Raw genomic sequence first — 16,705 nt, forward strand, 5'->3', positions numbered from 1 at the left:
CCATGAGCCACTCGATGACGACGGAACAGGAAGAAGCGCAGCAGGCGTACCGCGAGGCGGCGCGCGACTTCGCACAGGCCGAACTGGCGCCGCACGCCGCGCGATGGGATGCGGAGGGCATCTTTCCGCGCGAGGCGATCGCCAAGGCCGGTGAACTGGGCTTCTGTGGTCTGTACATGGACCCGGAAGTGGGCGGCAGCGGCCTGAGCCGACTGGACGCCGCCGTCGTCATCGAGGAGCTCGCCAACGTCGACCCGTCGACCGCGGCCTACATCAGCATCCACAACATGGCGTCGTGGATGGTGTCCAAGTGGGGCCAGCCGGCCCTGCGCGATGCATGGGGCAATGACCTGTCATCGGGCAGCAAGCTGGCCTCGTACTGCCTGACCGAACCCGGCGCCGGTTCGGATGCGGCCTCGCTGAAGACCAGCGCCGTGCGCGATGGCGAGTTCTACGTGTTGAATGGCTCCAAGGCCTTCATTTCCGGCGCCGGTGCCACCGAACTGCTGGTGGTGATGGCACGCACCGGCGGTGCCGGTGCAGGCGGGGTCAGCGCGATCGCGGTGCCGGCCGACCTGCCGGGCATCAGCTACGGCCGCAAGGAAGAGAAGATGGGCTGGAACAGCCAGCCCACCCGCGGCATCACCTTCGAAAACGTCCGTGTGCCGGTCAGCCACCTTCTGGGAGAGGAAGGCGGCGGCTTCAAGCTGGCGATGAAGGGGCTCGATGGCGGCCGTATCAACATCGCCGCCTGCTCGCTGGGTGCTGCGCAGGGTGCGCTGGATGCAGCGCGCCGCTACATGGGCGAGCGCCGTCAGTTCGGCAAGGCGTTGTCCGAATTCCAGGCACTGCAGTTCAAGCTGGCCGACATGGCCATCGAGCTGGTCGCGGCACGGCAGATGGTGCATACCGCCGCGCGCAAGCTCGATGCCGGTGCCAGCGATGCCAACGTGTGGTGCGCGATGGCCAAGCGCTTCGCCACCGATGCCGGCTTCAACATCTGCAACGAAGCCCTGCAGATCCACGGTGGCTACGGCTACATCCGCGAATATCCGATCGAGCGCCTGCTGCGCGACAGCCGCGTGCACCAGATCCTGGAAGGCACCAACGAGATCATGCGGGTGATCGTTGCCCGTCACCTGCTCAACACCGAAGAGGAACTGCGATGAAGGATTGGCGTACCCAGGAGCACGTGGGCCTGAAGGTCGAGGCCGATGGCCACACCGCCGTGGTCACCCTGCACAACCCGCCGGCGCATACCTGGACCGTGCACAGCCTGTCGGCGCTGCGCGACCTCGTGGGCGCGCTGAACGCAGACCGCGACATCTACGCGCTGGTGATCACCGGTGACGGCGAGAAGTTCTTCTCCGCAGGTGCCGACCTCAACCAGTTCGCTTCCGGTGACAAGGCCGCTGCACGCGAAGCGGCGCGCCGTTTCGGTGAAGCTTTCGAGGCGCTGTCCGCGTTCCGTGGCGTATCGATTGCCGCGATCAACGGCTACGCCATGGGCGGCGGACTGGAATGCGCGCTGGCCTGTGATCTGCGCATCATCGAAGACCATGCTCAGGTCGCGCTGCCGGAGGCCACCGTTGGCCTGCTGCCGTGCGCCGGTGGCACCCAGAACCTGCCGCGCCTGGTCGGCGAAGGCTGGGCCAAGCGCATGATCCTGCTCGGCGAGCGCATCAACGCCGAGACCGCGGTGCGGATTGGTCTTGCTGAAGAGAAGGTCGGCAAGGGCGAATCCAAGGCGCTGGCACTGGAATGGGCGAAGAAGGCTGGCAAGCAGAGCCCGACCAGCATCGCCGCCTGCAAGACCCTGGTGCAGTCCACCCGCACCGGTACCCATGCATCGGCACTGGTGGCCGAGCGCGAGGCCTTCGTCGATCTGTTCGACACTGCCGATCAGGTCGAGGGCGTGAGTGCCTTCCTTGAAAAGCGCGCCGCGCAGTGGAAGAACGCATGAGCACCGACACCGTTGCCGACGACGCACCGGTGCTGTTCGAAGAGCGCGTGGCCGGCAACGGCACGCGCATCGGCATCGCCACGCTCAACGCACAGCGCACGCTCAATGGCTTCTCGTTGCCGATGGCGCACCTGTTGCTGAAACAGCTCAACGCGTGGGCCGACGACGACGGCATCGCCATGGTGGTGCTGCAGGGCGCCGGTGAGAAGGCATTCTGTGCCGGCGGTGACCTGCACAGCCTGTACCAGAGCATGCTCGCCTACCGCGAGGCCGGCCGCACGGACATCCGCGAGAACGACTACGCCGCCGAGTTCTTCGACGTCGAGTACCGCGTCGACTACCTGATCCATACCTACGCCAAGCCGATCCTGTGCTGGGGCCACGGCATCGTGATGGGCGGCGGCATCGGCCTGATGTCCGGCGCCAGCCATCGCGTGGTCAGTGAGCGCTCCAAGCTGGCGTTCCCGGAAATCACTGTCGGCCTGTTCCCTGACGTGGGCGGCAGCTGGCTGCTGCCGCGCGTACCGGGTAAGGGCGGCCTGTTCCTGGCCCTGACCGGTGCGCTGCTCAACCCCGGCGATGCGATCTATGCCGGCTTGGCCGATGTGCACGTGGCCGAAGAGCGTCGCAGTGCGGTGTTCGATGCGCTGCTGCAGGTGGCGTGGTCGGCCGATGCCGCACGCAACCACGAACGCCTGTCACAGCTGCTGCTGTCGTTCGCCAGCGACGCGGCTACCGGCCCGCTGTTGGCCAATGCCGCGCAGGTCGATGCCCTGTGCGAAGGCGATGATCTCGCCGCCATCGTCGAACGCATCAGTACCCTGCAGACCGATGATGCCTGGCTGCAGGCCGCACAGAAGACGCTCGCCGCTGGTGCGCCGGGTTCGGCACGGCTGGCCTTCGAACTGCAGCGCCGCTGCGCCGGCCAGGACCTGGCGAGCGTGTACCGGCTGGAATACATCACGGCCCTGCATTGTGCTGCGCATGGCGATTTTGCCGAAGGCATCCGCGCGCTGCTGATCGACAAGGACCGCACTCCATCGTGGAACCCGGCCACGCTGGTCGAGGCCAACCGCGCATGGGCCGATACGTTCTTCGCTTCTCCCTGGGCCGACGCCGCGCATCCGCTGGCCGACCTAGGCACCTCCATTGCTGAAAGGAGCCTTGCATGAGCCGCATTGCATTCATCGGGTTGGGCAACATGGGTGGCCCGATGGCCGCCAATCTGGTCAAGAACGGCCACACCGTGCGCGTGTTCGATCTGGTGCCGGCCGCTGTACAGGCTGCTGTCGATGCAGGCGCCAGCGCCGCGCCGTCGGCACGTGAAACCCTGGCCGATGCCGAGGTGGTGATTTCGATGCTGCCGGCCAGCCGCCACGTCGAAGGCGTGTACCTGGGCGACGACGGCATCCTTGCCGCGATTCCCGCCGGAGCGCTGGTCATCGACTGCAGCACGATCGCGCCCGCCAGCGCGCGCAAGGTTTCCGAAGCGGCCGCCGCACGTGGCCTGCAGATGATCGACGCGCCGGTGTCCGGCGGTACTGCTGGCGCACAGGCCGGCACGCTGACCTTCATCGTCGGCGGTGAAGAGGACGCGCTGGAACGTGCCCGCCCGGTGCTGCAGGCGATGGGCAAGAACATCTTCCATGTGGGCGCCAGTGGCGCCGGCCAGGTCGCCAAGCTGTGCAACAACATGGCGCTGGGCGTGATCATGGCCGTCACCGGCGAAGCCATCGCGCTTGGCGTGGCGCACGGGCTGGACCCCAAGGTGCTGTCGCAGATGATGGCGGTCAGCACCGGCCGCAGCTGGGCCACCGAAGTGTGCAACCCGTGGCCGGGCGTGCTGGAAAACGCACCGGCGTCGCGCGGCTACAGCGGCGGCTTCGGCAGCGACCTGATGCTGAAGGACATGGGCTTGGCGGTGGAAGCGGCGATGAGTGTCGGCGCCTCGATCCCGCTGGGTGAAGTGGCCCGCAACCTGTACTCGATGAACCACCAGGCCGGGCGCGGCAAGCTGGATTTCTCCAGCGTCGTGCAGTTGATCACGAGCGAGAAATAAACGAATGCGTCCCCGGCCACGTGCCGGGGCCCACCCGGGGTGGGATGGGCGGATGCCCGGTTTCGACCGGCATCCGCCCATTTTTTTGGGTCAGATCCCCGGGGTCGGATCCCTTTCGCAACGCGAAAGGGCTCTGACCCCCTCGTTGCATCAGGCAACGATCAGCGTCACGTCGATGTTGCCGCGGGTAGCATTGGAGTACGGGCAGACGACGTGCGCTTTCTGCACCAGCTCTTCCACCTGCTCGCGCGGCACGCCCGGCACGTTGATGGTCAGCTCGGCTTCGATGCCGAAACCGGTCGGGATCTGGCCGATGCCGACCTTGCCGGTCACGGTGGTGTCGGCCGGCAGCGCGACCTTGGCCTGGCCGGCGACGAACTTCAGCGCGCCGAGGAAGCAGGCCGAATAGCCCGCAGCAAACAGCTGTTCCGGGTTGGTGCCCGGGCCGCCGGCGCCGCCCAGCTCGCGCGGGGTCGACAGCTGGATGTCCAGCACGTTGTCGGAGGACACGGAACGGCCTTCGCGGCCGCCGGTGGAGGTGGCCTGGGCGGTGTACAGAACCTTTTCGATGGACATCGGGATGCTCCTGGTCAGTGGGTGGGTGGTGCGTTGGAGCCTACTTTGCCCGGATTCTGCACACGTTGGGTTACAACACGTCCTAAAAACTTGATTCAACGTCCTGTCGGCCTAGATCGTCCATTCCCGGTCAGTGGTGAACATGATGGTCAGCCAGCGGTCCGGCGATGATTCGCCGAGCGCATCGCCGATTTCGTCGCGCAGGTGATCCCACTCCAGCAGGGGCCGCGGCGGGTCGTCCTCGCGCACCACGAAGAACAGCTCGATCTGTTCGCCACGGCCTACCTGGGCCACGTAGCTGCGGTGTTCGACAAAGCCGTGCTTTGCAACGATCACCCGCGCCACCGCATCGACGTGTGCCTGCAGTTCCGGCGGCGTGACCAGCAGGATGCCGGCCAGCGCGCGCCGTACCGTGCCCAGCGGCGCGATCATCACCAGCACGCAGACGAACGCCAGGATGGCCGGATCGATGTACGGCCCGACCCATGCCCATGACGTGCCGCGAACCAGCACACCGCCGAGGAAGGCCGCCAGGTAGCAGGCCGACATGCTCGCGGCGATCACCCAGTTCTTCGCATCCAGTGCGATGAACTCCGAGCCGATGCGCCGGTTCGCACGCAGCACGAACCAGGCCAGCGCGCTCTCGGCCACGATCGACAGTGCCGCGAAAATGATCGCGGGGCCAAGCGCGATCTGCCGCCCACCCGACATCAGCGCATCGACCGCATTGACCAGTGCATACAGCGCTGCGCCGATCATCAACGTACCGCTCACTCCCAGCACGATCGGTTCCAGGTGCCAGAACCCCATGGTGAAGCGCTGGTTGAGGCGCGACTGCAGGGCGTCGGTCTGGGTGGACAGCGCGATCAGCCGCGCGACCAGCAGCGACAACCAGGTCATCACCACGTCGATCAGGCCGTAGATGCCGTCGAAGATGATCAGCGAAGAATTGGCCAGCAGGCCGAACACCACCGCCGCTGCAGCCAACAGCAGCGAGCCGACGATGGACAGGCGCAGAACGCCTTGTTCGGTGCGTGGATCGAAGAAGCGGGGCGGGACCGTGACCATGCAGCATTGTAGAGCGGAGCCATGCACCGCTGCCTTTCACGCAGTCTGGCCTACCGCCGGGTCACCGGCTGCAGTAAACTCCGCCCCTCCCAAGCTCCCCGACGACGCACTGCAGTGATCACGCCACCCTGACCCTTGCCGCCCATCGGCAGCCGGCCCATCCGGCTCAGGAAATCCGTGTCTTTCCACTGCAGCGCCACGTGGCCCCGCCCGTGTGTGCGCGGAGTTTTCCCATGCAAACGTCCTATCCCCTGCGCCAGCAATGGCTCGGCAACGTCCGTGGTGATCTGCTGTCCGGTGCCGTTGTTGCCCTGGCGCTGATTCCCGAAGCCATCGCGTTCTCGCTGATCGCTGGCGTCGATCCCAAGGTCGGCCTGTACGCCGCCTTCTCCATCGCCGTGATCACCGCCATCGCCGGCGGCCGTCCGGGAATGATCTCCGCCGCCACCGGTGCGATGGCGCTGGTGATGGTTGATCTCGTTCGTGATCACGGCCTGCAGTACCTGTTCGCCGCCAGCATCCTGGCCGGCCTGCTGCAGGTAGTGGCCGGCGTGTTCAAACTCGGTTCGTTGATGCGCTTCGTATCGCGCTCGGTCATCACCGGCTTCGTCAACGCACTGGCCATACTGATCTTCCTGGCGCAGATGCCGGAACTGATCGGCCGCGGCCCCACCGTCTACGTCCTGTGCGCCGCCGCGCTGGCGATCATTTACCTGCTGCCACGGGTTACCCGCGCTGTACCTTCGCCGCTGGTGGCCATTGCCGTGTTGACAGCGGTGGTGATGGGGTTCGGCATCGACGTACGCAGCGTCGGCGACATGGGCCAGCTGCCCGACAGCCTGCCGTACTTCTTCATCCCCGACGTGCCGTTGACGTGGGACACCCTGCGCATCCTGCTGCCGGTATCGGCGACGCTGGCGGTGGTCGGCCTGCTCGAATCGATGATGACCCTGCAGATCGTCGAGGACATCACCGAGACGCCCAGCGAACGCAACCGCGAATGCGTCGGCCAGGGGGTGGCCAACACGGTCACCGGTTTCCTCGGTGGTATGGCCGGCTGCGCGATGATCGGCCAGTCGGTCATCAACGTGACCTCCGGTGGCCGCGGGCGCCTGTCCTGCCTGGTGGCCGGCGTACTGCTGCTGGTGCTGGTGGTGTACGGCAGCGACCTGGTGCGGCAGATTCCGATGGCCGCGCTGGTGGCGGTGATGATCATGGTCAGCATCGGCACCTTCAGCTGGCGCTCGCTGCGCGACCTGCGCACGCATCCACGCAGTTCGTCGGCGGTGATGCTGCTGACCGTGGTGGTCACCGTGGCCACCCATGATCTGGCCAAGGGCGTGCTGAGCGGCGTGCTGTTGTCGGCGCTGTTCTTTGCCCGCAAGGTGGGCCGCATGCTCGACGTGCAGTGCGAGGAGGCCGGTGATACGCAGGTCTACCGCGTGCGCGGCCAGGTGTTCTTCGCCTCCGCCGGACAGCTGGGTGCGGCGTTTGATTACCAACGCGTGGCACAGAAGGTTGAGATCGACCTGCGCGACGCCCACCTGTGGGATCTGACTGCCGTCGCCGCGCTGCAACGCGCGCAGGAAAAACTGGCCGCGCACGGTGCCGAGGTCAGCGCTGTCGGCCTCAACGCCGCCAGCCAGACGCTGATCGAACAGGTGGGAGGGCGCGGCGGCGGGCATTGAGCCTGCAGGACCTCACTGCGTGTGCCGATTGTGGAGAACGTCAGAACTGGTGTGCTACGGCGAGATGCTGAGCTTATCGACTGAAGTGGAAGGGACAATTGGCATTGGCGCCGGGACATGTCACATCTGTCGTCAGTCTTGTGGCCGCTATGTACCGATTCGTGGATTGCGGTATAGCCCGGATTGCATCATGCAGATTGCAGCTTTTCTCATTGCCAATACTTTGGGATAGAAGCAGATTGAAGACGCGCGATTCTGCGTTCTTCAGGGGAAGTTGCGTCGATGAAGTCGAAGTTTCCGCTGTCATTCAAGTGCCTGCTGACCTTTGCGCTGGCGCTCGGCTCGACGACATGGCCTGGATTGGCGGCGTTGGATCGCCTCTCTGCCGCCGTGGAGCGAACCATGACGTATCGCGCTGGGAGTGCTGAGACGGTCGCAGTTGCCCAATGGTTGGATTCACACAAGGACGCTCATCGAAGGACTCTTGCGTTCGGAAAACTGACCGTTCGACATCGCTGCGATCGGCTGCAGGATCCACATTCGTCCGCGAACGCCCGCCCCCTCGAGCTGCCCCGCGACGGTTCGCCCGGCGACAAGATCACCATCACCAACGATCTTCAGGGATGCGGGAGCGAGACCTGGACGTTCGCGTGGACCGGAGATGGTCCGGACGCGCACTGGCGGCAGACCGACTATGGATGGCACGTACGGATTGCATAGGGAGCGCTCAGGGTAGAACAGGTGCCTGCCATTTCCGGGCGCGCGTGCCACCGGTACGGGCCCTGGAAGTGATCAACATCACCCACCGGGTCGAGATTCTCCAGGAGACAGGCAATGGACAAGTTGAGGAAGGGCTCCAACCCGCCACTGGACCAGTTGGTCGCATCCATGGAGAACGCGAACCCCAAGCTCCCCGAGGGCGGGAAGCGCCCGCCGCCGCCGCCCAGCCCGCCCCGGCCGCCAGCCGGAACCGGGCCCAACCGGCGCTCGCAGCGCGGCTGACCGGGCGCATTCATCCGCCCGGTGTAAACTATTGATCTCACTGGCAATGCCAGTCTCCACGATCAACCGCCCGATGACGTCCGCCACCGCCCGTTACGCTGATTCCCTGCGCCTGTCCGTCGCCCCGATGATGGATTGGACCGATCGCCATTGCCGGGTGTTCCACCGCCTGCTGGCGCCAGGTGCGCGGCTGTACACCGAAATGGTGCACGCCAATGCGGTCATCCACGGCGATCGCCAGCGCCTGCTCGGTTTCGATGGCAGCGAACAGCCGCTGGCGCTGCAGCTCGGTGGCAGTGATCCGGCCCTGCTGGCGCAGGCCGCGCGCATCGCCGCCGACTGGGGCTACGACGAGGTCAATCTCAACTGCGGCTGTCCGTCCGACCGCGTGCAGGCCGGGCGTTTCGGCGCCTGCCTGATGCGCGAGCCGGCGCTGGTGGCCGAGTGCGTATCGGCCATGGTCGAGGCGGTGGACATCCCGGTGACGGTGAAGTGCCGCCTGGGCGTGGACGAGGACGACAACTACGACGTATTCGCCAGCTTCGTCGACCGCCAGGTCGATGCCGGTGCCGCGATGGTGGTGGTGCACGCCCGCAATGCCTGGCTGAAGGGCCTGTCGCCGAAGGAGAACCGCGAGGTTCCGCCGTTGAAGTACGACTGGGCCTACCGGCTGAAACAGGAGCGCCCAGCACTGCCGGTGGTGCTCAATGGTGGCCTGGCCAGCATCGAGGCGGTGCAGGCGCAGGCCGCGCACGTCGATGGCGTGATGCTCGGTCGCGCGGCCTACCACGACCCCTACCTGCTGCATCAGCTGGAAGCGCTGCAGACTGGCGCGCCGCTGCGTCCGCGCGGTGAGCTGCTGCGCGCCCTGCGCCCGTACATCGACGCCCGCCTGGGCGAGGGCCTGGCCCTCAAGCACATCACCCGCCACATCCTCGGCCTGTTCCACGGACAGCCCGGTGGCCGCGCATTCCGCCAAGTGCTGAGCGAGGGCGCACACCGCCCCGGCGCCGATTGGACGCTGATCGAGCAGGCACTGTCCGTCATCGAACGCGAAACCGACCGCGCCGCTGCGTGACGTCAGTCACATTCCTGGCTTGACAAGCGCGGCCATTTCGTCCCGAATGTTCACTTAGCTGAACAACGGTCTGGAGCATCTGGAAAAGTTCAGACCGGATTCACTGCCCGAAACCAAGAATTTGCAAAAGATTTGTAAAACGCCGGGTTCCATTCCGGTGCCCGGATTTACGACTTTTGAACGAATCGCCGTGCTCGGCTAGGATCGCATCGATGTCTTCCGCTCCCTTCCACCGCTGTATTGCCCTGGCCACCTGCGTGGTCCTGGCGGCTGCCCCGCTGTCTTCGGCGCTGGCGCAGGACCCGCAGCGGGAACAGGGGCGCGCAGAAATGATGGAGCGCGGGGGCCGTGCGGCCAACAACGAGCGCTCGCTGTCCGATGCCGTGCGCCGCGTGCAGCGCACCACCGGTGGCCACATCCTGGGCGCCGAGCGGGTGCCGTTCGATGGTCGTGACATCAACCGGGTCAAATACATGGACGACCGCGGTCGGGTCCGCTACATGGACGACCCCGCTCCGGCACGTTCACAGCCGCGCACGCCGCGGTCGGATATGTCATCACTACGCGGCGATAACCCCTGAACAGGGATAGTTGTCGCTATCAACCCGTACCCACAGGCCTCCGGGCCGCACCCAGCACACTAGGGAGAGTTCATGCGTATCCTTCTGGTCGAAGACGAAGCCCCGCTGCGTGAGACCCTGGCAGCCCGGCTCAAGCGCGAAGGTTTTGCCGTCGATGCAGCGCAGGACGGCGAAGAAGGCCTGTACATGGGCCGCGAAGTCCCGTTCGACGTCGGCATCATCGACCTTGGCCTGCCCAAGATGTCGGGCATGGAGCTGATCAAGGCCCTGCGCGACGAAGGCAAGAAGTTCCCGGTGCTGATCCTGACCGCGCGTTCGAGCTGGCAGGACAAGGTCGAGGGCCTGAAGCAGGGCGCCGACGATTACCTGGTCAAGCCGTTCCATGTGGAAGAGCTGCTGGCCCGCGTCAACGCGCTGCTGCGCCGCGCCGCAGGCTGGAGCAAGCCGACCCTGGAATGCGGTCCGGTTGCTTTGGATCTGGCAGCGCAGACCGTCAGCGTGGCCGGCAGCAATGTCGACCTCACCAGCTACGAGTACAAGGTGCTGGAGTACTTGATGATGCATGCCGGTGAACTGGTCTCCAAGGCCGACCTCACCGAGCACATCTACCAGCAGGACTTCGACCGCGACTCGAACGTGCTGGAAGTGTTCATCGGCCGCCTGCGCAAGAAGCTGGACCCGGATGGCGAACTGAAGCCGATCGAGACCGTGCGCGGTCGTGGCTACCGTTTCGCGATTCCGCGCAACGAGGGCTGAGGCCTTCAGCAGGCGATAAACGATGTCCGGCCGTCTGTGGTTCTTCCGACGCTGGCGGCCGCGCTCTCTGCAGGCGCGCCAGATGTTCGCCGCGTCCGTGGGTCTGGTCGCGTTCCTGGCGCTGGCCGGGTACGCGCTCGATGCCGCCTTCGCCGATACGGCGAAGGCTAATCTGCGTGAGCGCCTGAAGAACTACGCTACCGCCTACGCGGCCGGCATCGACTTCACCCGCGACCGCTCGCTGTACATCCGCGAGCAGCCACCGGATCCGCGTTTCGACGTGCCCGGCAGTGGCCTGTATCTGCAGGTGGTGATGCCTGACGGCAAGGGCAATTCAATGTCCGCCGAAGGCCCAATGCTGCCCACCATCGGCGGTGGCCTGCTGGCTCCGCGCCAGGAAGTCTTCGAAGGCCCGCTGCCGATGATCCAGATCGACGGCAGCCAGGGCTCGGTGTATCGATACGGCCTGGGCCTGGTGTGGGATGCCGACGCCGACCCGGCCACCGAATTCCCGTACACCATCTACGTGATGGAAGACTCGCGCGCGCTGGGTGCGCAGCTGCGCGTGTTCCGCAGCCGGGTCTGGTTCTACCTGGGCGGCATCGGCCTGATCCTGCTGCTGCTGCAGACGGTCATCCTGCAGTGGAGCCTGCGCCCGTTGCGGCGGGTGATCACCGAGCTGACCAAGGTCCAGCGCGGCGAGACCGAGCGCATGAGCGAGCGCCACCCGCGCGAGCTGGAGCCGTTGACCGACAGCATCAATGCCTTCATCGAAGGTGAGCGTGAGAACCTCGAGCGCCAGCGCAATACCCTGGCCGACCTGGCGCACAGCCTGAAGACGCCGATTGCGGTGCTGCGTACGCAGATGGACAGCGGCGCCGGCGATGGCGCGCTGCGCGAAGAACTGGACGTGCAGCTGCAGCGCATGAACAACCTGGTGTCTTACCAACTGGCACGCGCGGCCTCGTCGGGCCACAAGCTGTTCTCGGCGCCGCTGCCGATCGAATCCAACGCCGAGGAAATCGTGCGCGGCCTGGAGAAGGTCTATGCGTCCAAGGGCGTGCTGTGCGAATTCGACATCGACCCGGCCGCGCGCTTCCACGGCGAACCGGGCGACCTGCAGGAGCTGCTGGGCAACCTGCTGGAGAACGCGTTCAAGTGGGCCAAGCGCCGCGTACTGCTGACCGCGCAGCCGTTGCCAGCGCCGAACGCGCGTCGCGCCGGTCTGTTGCTGGCAGTGGATGACGATGGCCCGGGCATCGCACCGGAGGATATCGGCAAGGTGCTGCAGCGTGGCGTGCGCGGCGATGAGCGCGTGCAGGGCCACGGCATCGGTCTGTCGATCGTGCAGGATCTGATCAAGGATTACCGCGGCGAGCTGCAGGTGTCCCGTTCCAGCGAACTGGGCGGCGCCCGTTTCGAAGTGCGGCTGCCGCCGGGGCCGTAAGCCTCCGCAATCGGTAGTGCCGGCCGCTGGCCGGCAACCTCATGATCTTCGGTGTCATTGCCAGGTTGCCGGCCAGCGGCCGGCACTACCGTATTTCGATCACCGGCGGCTCGCCGTAAAACCGCCTGAGATGCGCAGCCACTTCCGGCAGCGCTTCGGCCAGCAGATCCGGCGCAGAGAAGTGGTACTCGCTGGCGACCGCAAAGAACTCTTCCGGTGCCTCGGCCGCATACGGATCGATCCCTGTTTCCACGCCTGCATCCACCTGCGCGCAGAACGCATCGTAGGACTGCTGGAAGTCCGCTGCCCACTCGCGCTGCCATGCGCGCGGCAACGGCGGCGTGCCGTCCATTGCGCCATCCAGCGCATCCAGCTTGTGCACCATCTCGTGCACCACCACGCAGAACCCATCATGTGGTGAGGCCAGTTCGGACTGCACATCGGCCCAGGACAGGATCAACGGACCGCTGTCCCACGCTTGACCAATCACCTCGTCATTCCATTCGTGCAGCACGCCATCTGCGTCCATGTGGCTGTTCTGCACGCGGAACGCATCGGGGTAGACGATCAGCTGCGACCAGCCCTCCAGCCCCACCTCGCCGAACTCCATCAGCGGCAGGCAGCACAGGGCAGCCAGCAGCACGCCGTCGGCCACCTGCAGCTGCAGCTCGCCAATCGGGGTAATGGTCTTTTCGTGCAGGAAGCGCGTGGCCAGCGTGCGCAACCGCGCACGGCGCGCATCATCCAGTCCGCGCAGCCAGGCTGCACGGCGCAGGGCATCGTTCCAGTGTTCGTCTTCAATCGGCCGCGGCGCAGGCCGCAGCCACTGCAGCAACGACTTGATCAGCGGAACATACCCGGCAGGTAGCTGTGCCACTTCGGCGCGCGGATGCGCTGCAGTACATCGTCGTCACCGCCACCGCCGCTGCTGGTCGTGGCGGCCGGGCGTACCGGTGCCGGCTTGGCGGCAGCTGCGGCAGGCGCCGTGGTCGGTGTGCGCTGCGAGGCCGCATCGCTCGCCGAGTAGACGCAGGCGCCACGGCTGTCATCAAGCGCTGCTGTGGCAGACGCCGCGAAGGGCATCGTCAGCAGGATCAGGCAATGGGCATAACGGCGCATTGACGACATCCACGTTAAGGGAAGGTGAGCTCTCGATTCTAGCCCGAACCCGGCGCCAGATTGGAAGCCCGCCGGAACCAGGCCCAGCGGGCGTCGCTGGCGGCTTTCCCGCATAATTCCGTTCTGACCTTGTGGAAGCTGCCGTGGACGATCGCCAATTGCTGGCCAAACTCGCTGCCGGTCGCCTGTCCGGCGACGCCCTGGCCCGTGAGCTGGGCCAGACCCGGGCCGCCATTTGGAAGCGTATTCAAGGGCTTAGGGCCGCCGGTGTCGAGGTTGAAGGACGCGCAGGCGAGGGCTACGGGCTGACCCGGCCGGTCGACCTGCTGGAGGCCAAGACCATCCGCGCCGGCCTGCCCAAGGAGGCCGCAGCACTGCTGCACGACCTGCAGGTGGCCTGGACGGTGGACTCCACCAACGCCGAATTGCTGCGCTGCAGCGCGCCCCAGCGCGGTGTCAGCGTCCTGCTGGCCGAGCGCCAGACCGGCGGCCGTGGCCGTCGCGGGCGCACCTGGGCGTCGCCGCTGGCCGCGCATGTGTATCTGTCGGTGCTGCGCCTGTTCGAGGGTGGCCTCGGCCGCTTGGCCGGGCTGAGCCTGGTCGCCGGCGTCGCCGTGGCCGAAGCGCTGCACGACCTGGGCTATACGCAGGCGCAGCTGAAGTGGCCGAACGACGTGCTGGTCGATGGCCGCAAGCTGGTGGGCCTGCTGGCCGAGGGTGGTGGCGAATACGCCGGCCCGGCGCGTGCAGTGATCGGCATCGGCATCAACGTGCACATGCCGCCGGCCTTCGCCGAACAGATCACCCAGCCCTGGGTGGACCTGGACACGCTGGCCGGCGCATCGGTGGATCGCAACACGGTGGTGGCCGCGGTGCTGGCACGCCTGCTGCCGGCGCTGGAAGAATTCGATCGCGAAGGGCTGGCGCCGTTCCTGCCGCGCTATGCAGCGTTCGACATGCTGGCCGGACGCGAAGTGCGCGTGCAGCTGGATGGCCAGTGGCAGCACGGTACCGCGCTCGGCCTGGCCGACGATGGCGCGCTGCGCGTGGACATCGATGGCCGCGAGCGCCTGCTGCATGCCGGCGAAGTCAGTGTGAGAGAAGCATGAGCGACTGGTTGTTCGACCTGGGCAATTCGCGTTTCAAGTTTGCTCCCCTGCATGGCGACCGTGCCGGTGATGTGCAGGCCTGGGCGCATGGCGCCGAAGGCATGGCCGGGCAACCGCCGCACAGCCTGCCCAGTGGTGAAACCGCGTTTGTCGCCAGCGTCGCCGCACCATCGTTGACCAGCGCCATGCTGGATCAGCTGCAGCGCCGCTTCGAGCACGTGCATGTGGTGCGCACCAGCGCTCAGTGTGCAGGCGTACGCATTGCCTACGCCAAGCCGGAAAAATTCGGTGTCGACCGTTTCCTGGCCCTGCTGGCTGCCGCCAAGGCGCAACGGCCGGTGCTGGTGGTCGGTGTCGGCACGGCCCTGACCATCGACCTGCTTGATGCCGCTGGACAACATCACGGCGGACGCATTTCCGCCTCGCCGACCACCATGCGCGAAGCGCTGCACGCGCGCGCGGTGCAGCTGCCGGCCAGCGGTGGTGACTACAGCGAATTCGCCAACGACACCGCTGATGCGTTGGCGTCGGGTTGCGATGGTGCCGCCGTCGCATTGGTCGAACGCAGTGCCCGCCAGGCACAGGCGCTGCTGGGCGTGATGCCGTCGCTGCTGGTGCATGGCGGTGGCGCGCCCGCGCTGATGCCGCTGCTGGACGGTGCTGACTACCACCCGTCGCTGGTGCTGGATGGCCTCGCCCGCTGGGCGGTGCACCAGCCCGCAGGCTAGTATCGGCGCATGCTGACCCGTGCCTTGATCGTCGTGCTGGCGATCCTCAATCTTGGTGTCGCCACCTGGTGGCTGCTGCGCGATGAGCCGGCGCGTGCGCCGTTGCCGCCGCCCCCGACCGGCGTGGCCGAACTGCGCTGGCTGCCCGGCGGGACCGATGCGGCCGTGGCCGCGCAGGCCTCGGCGGCGGCACCTACGGAAGCACTGGTGGAGCGTGAGGCCGCGCCGGCTACTGCAGTGGCCGCTGCGCCCGCACCGGCAGCGGCGACGCCAACAGCATCCAGCAAGCCAGCCGAACCGGTGAAGGTGCCTGAGCCGGTCGCCGCCATCGCCAAGCCAGCGCCGGAACCGGTGGCCGAGAAACCCGCGGCCCCGGCTGCACCGCCGCGCTGCCTGGCACTGGGGCCGTTCGCCGACCGTGCCGCCGCCACCGCCGCACAAGGCCGTGCCGGCAACCTGCTGAGCCAAGTGCGCCTGCGCGAGCAGCCCGCCGCCAGCGGCAGCGCCCGTTACCGCGTGCTGCTGCCCGCCGCCGCCAGCCGCGATGACGCGCAGGCCACAGTCAAGCGCATCGTCGCCGCCGGCCTCAGCGATTACTACATCATCAGCCAGGGCGAAGAGACCAACGCCATTGCGCTGGGCCAGTACCGCAACCGCGAGGGCGCCGAACGGCGCATGGCCGCGGTACAGGCCGCCGGCTTCCAGCCGCGTCTGGTGGCCAGTGGTGATGCCGGCCAATGGTGGCTGGAAGGGCAGCTGGCCACCGGCAGCGAACCGGCCCAGGCGCAGCAGCGCAGTGGCGCCGCGCAGCAACGGTCGCTGGAATGCACGCGACTGCGCTAGAATTCCCAAACCACGGCGCTGCCGTCGGCGTTTCACCCCGTGCCGCTTTAGCTCAGTTGGTAGAGCAACTGTCTTGTAAACAGTAGGTCATCCGTTCGATTCGGATAAGCGGCACCATCAACCAATTGCCGACATCTCTGCCAAGCAGGGGGCGAGAGGTAGCACGCCAGGCAGGCTCCTCCGAACCCATGGATCAGCAGCCTTCCCCTCATTTCAGTTTCATCGTCGCCCTCGCGGCGGGCGCAGTCTGTTCCTGTGGGCACTTCACTTCACTTCACTTCAGCCATCAGCCTTTAGTCCGCTGTCCGTCGGATCTCTTGAGAGGGTGTAGCCTGTAGGCTACATTCCGCCATGAAGATCAAGCGTACTCGTCAGTTCGCGACATGGATTGACGCTCTCAGGGATGTGACCGCGCGCGTCCGTATCCTGGCCCGCATTGGTCGCCATCGCCGATGGCAATCCGGGTGATCATCGGAACCTGACGGACGGAGTTTCGGAGTTGCGCGTTGATGTAGGCCCTGGCTACCGGGTGTACTACACGAAACGAGGCAGGCGGGTGGTGATTCTGCTGGTCGGAGGAGACAAGGGTTCCCAGCAGCGCGACATCGAAAAGGCCAGAGAATTGGCGCGCGCTTTAAGGAGTTGAGCTCGCCAACGACGAACCTATCCAGTCACGAAGTACCGGAGC

The 16,705-nt window shown here is 66.3% G+C and carries 17 protein-coding genes, 1 tRNA gene and 1 pseudogene; 15 read left to right on the forward strand and 4 right to left on the reverse strand.

Annotated elements, in window-relative coordinates; genetic code table 11:
- Positions 1–2: 2 nt before the first annotated feature.
- From ACEF39_RS01180 to mmsB, 4 genes are read left to right on the forward strand one after another with little or no spacing between them, the layout of a single operon-like run.
- Positions 3–1,169, forward strand: coding sequence for an acyl-CoA dehydrogenase family protein (locus ACEF39_RS01180; protein WP_500286675.1), 1,167 nt, complete (start codon positions 3–5; stop codon positions 1,167–1,169).
- Positions 1,166–1,963, forward strand: coding sequence for an enoyl-CoA hydratase (locus ACEF39_RS01185; protein ID WP_482996106.1), 798 nt, complete (start codon positions 1,166–1,168; stop codon positions 1,961–1,963). Before ACEF39_RS01180 ends, ACEF39_RS01185 begins: the two co-directional genes overlap by 4 nt.
- On the forward strand, positions 1,960–3,135 hold the full coding sequence (locus ACEF39_RS01190; RefSeq protein WP_500286676.1) for an enoyl-CoA hydratase/isomerase family protein: 1,176 nt from the start codon (positions 1,960–1,962) through the stop codon (positions 3,133–3,135). Before ACEF39_RS01185 ends, ACEF39_RS01190 begins: the two co-directional genes overlap by 4 nt.
- Entirely contained in the window at positions 3,132–4,022 is an 891-nt protein-coding gene (gene mmsB, locus ACEF39_RS01195; protein WP_312108051.1) for a 3-hydroxyisobutyrate dehydrogenase, read from the forward strand. The genes ACEF39_RS01190 and mmsB overlap by 4 nt, the downstream gene beginning before the upstream one ends.
- 150 nt (positions 4,023–4,172) lie before the next feature.
- On the opposite strand, the gene ACEF39_RS01200 is transcribed toward mmsB, so the two are convergent.
- Both ACEF39_RS01200 and ACEF39_RS01205 read right to left on the reverse strand, forming a co-directional pair.
- Entirely contained in the window at positions 4,173–4,598 is a 426-nt protein-coding gene (locus tag ACEF39_RS01200) for an organic hydroperoxide resistance protein (RefSeq protein ID WP_061478828.1), read from the reverse strand.
- A 111-nt stretch (positions 4,599–4,709) separates the two neighbouring features.
- The gene (locus tag ACEF39_RS01205) at positions 4,710–5,666 is read right to left on the reverse strand and encodes a cation diffusion facilitator family transporter (protein WP_500286677.1); all 957 of its coding nucleotides are present in this window, start codon (positions 5,664–5,666) and stop codon (positions 4,710–4,712) included.
- 233 nt (positions 5,667–5,899) lie between these two features.
- Between ACEF39_RS01205 and ACEF39_RS01210 the strand changes: the two genes are divergently transcribed.
- The 6 genes from ACEF39_RS01210 to ACEF39_RS01235 all read left to right on the forward strand — a co-directional run bounded on the left by ACEF39_RS01210 (position 5,900) and on the right by ACEF39_RS01235 (position 12,218).
- A complete protein-coding gene (locus tag ACEF39_RS01210; RefSeq protein ID WP_500286678.1) occupies positions 5,900–7,354 on the forward strand; it encodes a SulP family inorganic anion transporter in 1,455 nt (484 codons plus the stop codon).
- Positions 7,355–7,636: 282 nt separating this feature from the next.
- Positions 7,637–8,074 (forward strand): hypothetical protein, encoded by a 438-nt coding sequence (locus tag ACEF39_RS01215; RefSeq protein WP_500286679.1) that lies wholly within the window; start codon positions 7,637–7,639, stop codon positions 8,072–8,074.
- A gap of 328 nt (positions 8,075–8,402) precedes the next feature.
- Positions 8,403–9,434, forward strand: coding sequence for a tRNA dihydrouridine(20/20a) synthase DusA (dusA, locus tag ACEF39_RS01220; RefSeq protein ID WP_500286680.1), 1,032 nt, complete (start codon positions 8,403–8,405; stop codon positions 9,432–9,434).
- Positions 9,435–9,646: 212 nt separating this feature from the next.
- Positions 9,647–10,015: a hypothetical protein gene (locus tag ACEF39_RS01225; RefSeq protein ID WP_229979095.1), complete on the forward strand. Its 369-nt coding sequence runs from the start codon at positions 9,647–9,649 to the stop codon at positions 10,013–10,015.
- Between the two features lie 72 nt (positions 10,016–10,087).
- On the forward strand, positions 10,088–10,771 hold the full coding sequence (locus tag ACEF39_RS01230) for a response regulator transcription factor (protein WP_004136763.1): 684 nt from the start codon (positions 10,088–10,090) through the stop codon (positions 10,769–10,771).
- Positions 10,772–10,793: 22 nt separating this feature from the next.
- On the forward strand, positions 10,794–12,218 hold the full coding sequence (locus ACEF39_RS01235) for an ATP-binding protein (RefSeq protein WP_500286681.1): 1,425 nt from the start codon (positions 10,794–10,796) through the stop codon (positions 12,216–12,218).
- Positions 12,219–12,303: 85 nt separating this feature from the next.
- On the opposite strand, the gene ACEF39_RS01240 is transcribed toward ACEF39_RS01235, so the two are convergent.
- A complete protein-coding gene (locus tag ACEF39_RS01240; RefSeq protein WP_500286682.1) occupies positions 12,304–13,095 on the reverse strand; it encodes a M90 family metallopeptidase in 792 nt (263 codons plus the stop codon).
- A complete protein-coding gene (locus ACEF39_RS01245) occupies positions 13,062–13,337 on the reverse strand; it encodes a hypothetical protein (RefSeq protein WP_099819617.1) in 276 nt (91 codons plus the stop codon). The genes ACEF39_RS01240 and ACEF39_RS01245 overlap by 34 nt, the downstream gene beginning before the upstream one ends.
- Before the next feature lie 143 nt (positions 13,338–13,480).
- On the opposite strand from ACEF39_RS01245, the gene birA reads away from it, so the two are divergent.
- The 5 genes and pseudogenes from birA (at position 13,481) to ACEF39_RS01270 (ending at position 16,663) form a co-directional block, all read left to right on the forward strand.
- Positions 13,481–14,446 carry a bifunctional biotin--[acetyl-CoA-carboxylase] ligase/biotin operon repressor BirA gene (gene birA / locus ACEF39_RS01250; RefSeq protein WP_500286683.1) on the forward strand — a complete coding sequence of 322 codons (966 nt, stop codon included), beginning with the start codon at positions 13,481–13,483 and terminating at the stop codon, positions 14,444–14,446.
- Positions 14,443–15,174: a type III pantothenate kinase gene (locus tag ACEF39_RS01255; protein ID WP_500286684.1), complete on the forward strand. Its 732-nt coding sequence runs from the start codon at positions 14,443–14,445 to the stop codon at positions 15,172–15,174. Before birA ends, ACEF39_RS01255 begins: the two co-directional genes overlap by 4 nt.
- A 9-nt stretch (positions 15,175–15,183) precedes the next feature.
- Complete coding sequence (locus ACEF39_RS01260; protein ID WP_500286685.1) at positions 15,184–16,017, forward strand: SPOR domain-containing protein; 834 nt, start codon at positions 15,184–15,186, stop codon at positions 16,015–16,017.
- A gap of 41 nt (positions 16,018–16,058) precedes the next feature.
- Positions 16,059–16,134: transfer RNA gene (locus ACEF39_RS01265), tRNA-Thr, on the forward strand.
- A gap of 234 nt (positions 16,135–16,368) precedes the next feature.
- A pseudogene (locus ACEF39_RS01270) lies at positions 16,369–16,663 on the forward strand (type II toxin-antitoxin system RelE/ParE family toxin).
- Positions 16,664–16,705 lie beyond the last annotated feature (42 nt).

This window comes from Stenotrophomonas indicatrix (assembly GCA_041545745.1).
GTDB classification, from domain to species: domain Bacteria; phylum Pseudomonadota; class Gammaproteobacteria; order Xanthomonadales; family Xanthomonadaceae; genus Stenotrophomonas; species Stenotrophomonas indicatrix_A.

Bases quoted from the DNA above. Each gene is read 5' to 3' on its own strand.
- ACEF39_RS01185 (WP_482996106.1), top strand. From the start codon at position 1,166: ATGAAGGATTGGCGTACCCAGGAGCACGTGGGCCTGAAGGTCGAGGCC.
- ACEF39_RS01205 (WP_500286677.1), bottom strand. From the start codon at position 5,666: ATGGTCACGGTCCCGCCCCGCTTCTTCGATCCACGCACCGAACAAGGC.
- ACEF39_RS01235 (WP_500286681.1), top strand. From the start codon at position 10,794: ATGTCCGGCCGTCTGTGGTTCTTCCGACGCTGGCGGCCGCGCTCTCTG.
- ACEF39_RS01230 (WP_004136763.1), top strand. From the start codon at position 10,088: ATGCGTATCCTTCTGGTCGAAGACGAAGCCCCGCTGCGTGAGACCCTG.
- ACEF39_RS01190 (WP_500286676.1), top strand. From the start codon at position 1,960: ATGAGCACCGACACCGTTGCCGACGACGCACCGGTGCTGTTCGAAGAG.
- ACEF39_RS01260 (WP_500286685.1), top strand. From the start codon at position 15,184: ATGCTGACCCGTGCCTTGATCGTCGTGCTGGCGATCCTCAATCTTGGT.
- ACEF39_RS01200 (WP_061478828.1), bottom strand. From the start codon at position 4,598: ATGTCCATCGAAAAGGTTCTGTACACCGCCCAGGCCACCTCCACCGGC.
- ACEF39_RS01245 (WP_099819617.1), bottom strand. From the start codon at position 13,337: ATGCGCCGTTATGCCCATTGCCTGATCCTGCTGACGATGCCCTTCGCG.
- mmsB (WP_312108051.1), top strand. From the start codon at position 3,132: ATGAGCCGCATTGCATTCATCGGGTTGGGCAACATGGGTGGCCCGATG.
- ACEF39_RS01210 (WP_500286678.1), top strand. From the start codon at position 5,900: ATGCAAACGTCCTATCCCCTGCGCCAGCAATGGCTCGGCAACGTCCGT.
- ACEF39_RS01180 (WP_500286675.1), top strand. From the start codon at position 3: ATGAGCCACTCGATGACGACGGAACAGGAAGAAGCGCAGCAGGCGTAC.
- ACEF39_RS01225 (WP_229979095.1), top strand. From the start codon at position 9,647: ATGTCTTCCGCTCCCTTCCACCGCTGTATTGCCCTGGCCACCTGCGTG.
- ACEF39_RS01255 (WP_500286684.1), top strand. From the start codon at position 14,443: ATGAGCGACTGGTTGTTCGACCTGGGCAATTCGCGTTTCAAGTTTGCT.
- dusA (WP_500286680.1), top strand. From the start codon at position 8,403: ATGCCAGTCTCCACGATCAACCGCCCGATGACGTCCGCCACCGCCCGT.
- ACEF39_RS01215 (WP_500286679.1), top strand. From the start codon at position 7,637: ATGAAGTCGAAGTTTCCGCTGTCATTCAAGTGCCTGCTGACCTTTGCG.